The organism is Aliterella sp. E5.1, from assembly GCF_057473825.1.
The window spans coordinates 1-1,162 of sequence record NZ_JBYCCV010000474.1; the positions used below are offsets into that span (position 1 = coordinate 1).

1 pseudogene is annotated in these 1,162 nt (G+C 47.2%); it reads right to left on the reverse strand.

What is annotated here, in order from left to right:
• Positions 1-1,004: pseudogene (locus tag AC2VE5_RS28330) on the reverse strand (ISNCY family transposase); the annotation flags it as partial.
• Between the last annotated feature and the right edge of the window lie 158 nt (positions 1,005-1,162).

Consider the following 1,162-nt stretch of genomic DNA (forward strand, 5'->3'; position numbering starts at 1 on the left):
GCATGGTGAACCCAATTATAAGCGAGGGTAATCGGTGTCCACATTGCCTCAGTTTGCTCTAGCCCCCTAGAAAGCAACTGTTTCAACTTGAATAAGGGGACAGTTAATCCCCCTTTTGAGCCACCCGTTCACAGCTATTGCTCAATAAGTGTCAATCGTGAGCGTAGTTTTAATCCCGAAGCTTCTAGAGGTGGACGACCGTCATCAGTAACAGCGCTGCGGACTGCCAAACAATAACCGCGAACAGTTTCAGATATCGGGTCATCACTGTTAGCTACACTGCGTTCAATCGCTCGGACTCCTCGCACCTGCTTTTTGAGTTCCTTTTTTGCATGGCGGTCGGCGGCATAAATTGGTTTGGCAACTTCCCGTAAATAGTGAAAATGACATAGACCATGAGCCACTCCAGGCAAAGCTGTTTCCACGGCTTTACGAATTGACTGCTGACCATCACTCACTACTCCCACAATCGGCACAACTAGAGCTTGCTTCACTTCCATCAGCAGCACAGCTAAGTCTTCGCTCTTAGCAGACAATAAGGTTCTTGCCAGCAGGATTTCTCCAGACAGACATTCCCTGATTACCCATAACACTTCATGTCCCACGTCTGGTTGCATAGCATCAATTGCTAGAATTACCTGCTTATGACCACGCACAATTTCTTGTAATCTTTGCTTGTTGCTTAAGCTGATAGCCAATAATTCGTCATACCGCTCTAGTAGATGGCTCACACTTCGTTGACCTACACAGATTCCTTGTTGCCGCAACTGCTGATGAATTTCCGGCACACTACGATGTTCTTGATAACGCAACGCTCCTGCTAGTGCCATCACGTCCAAACCAAATTCATGCTGCGGTAATGCCCATCTCCCTTCTGCTTCTGGTCGGTAGACGCAGCCAAAATTCTCACATTCACAGTTATAGCAGCGACGGATCTTTAGTCGTAGTCGGACTACCCCCGATAGTGTTCTCACGGTGCGGTAGTTGTCGTACTTGTTCCACATTAGCTTGTTACAGTGGGGACAATTCTGCTGCACACACTCCAGAACTTCTTCTCGGTCTGCTTGCGGTTGTGGTTGGTTTCGCGCCATTGATGTTGAGTAACCTCAGTATTTTCTTTTTCCTAGCTTACACCTCTTTCCAGCTAACTTTGCTACTATAG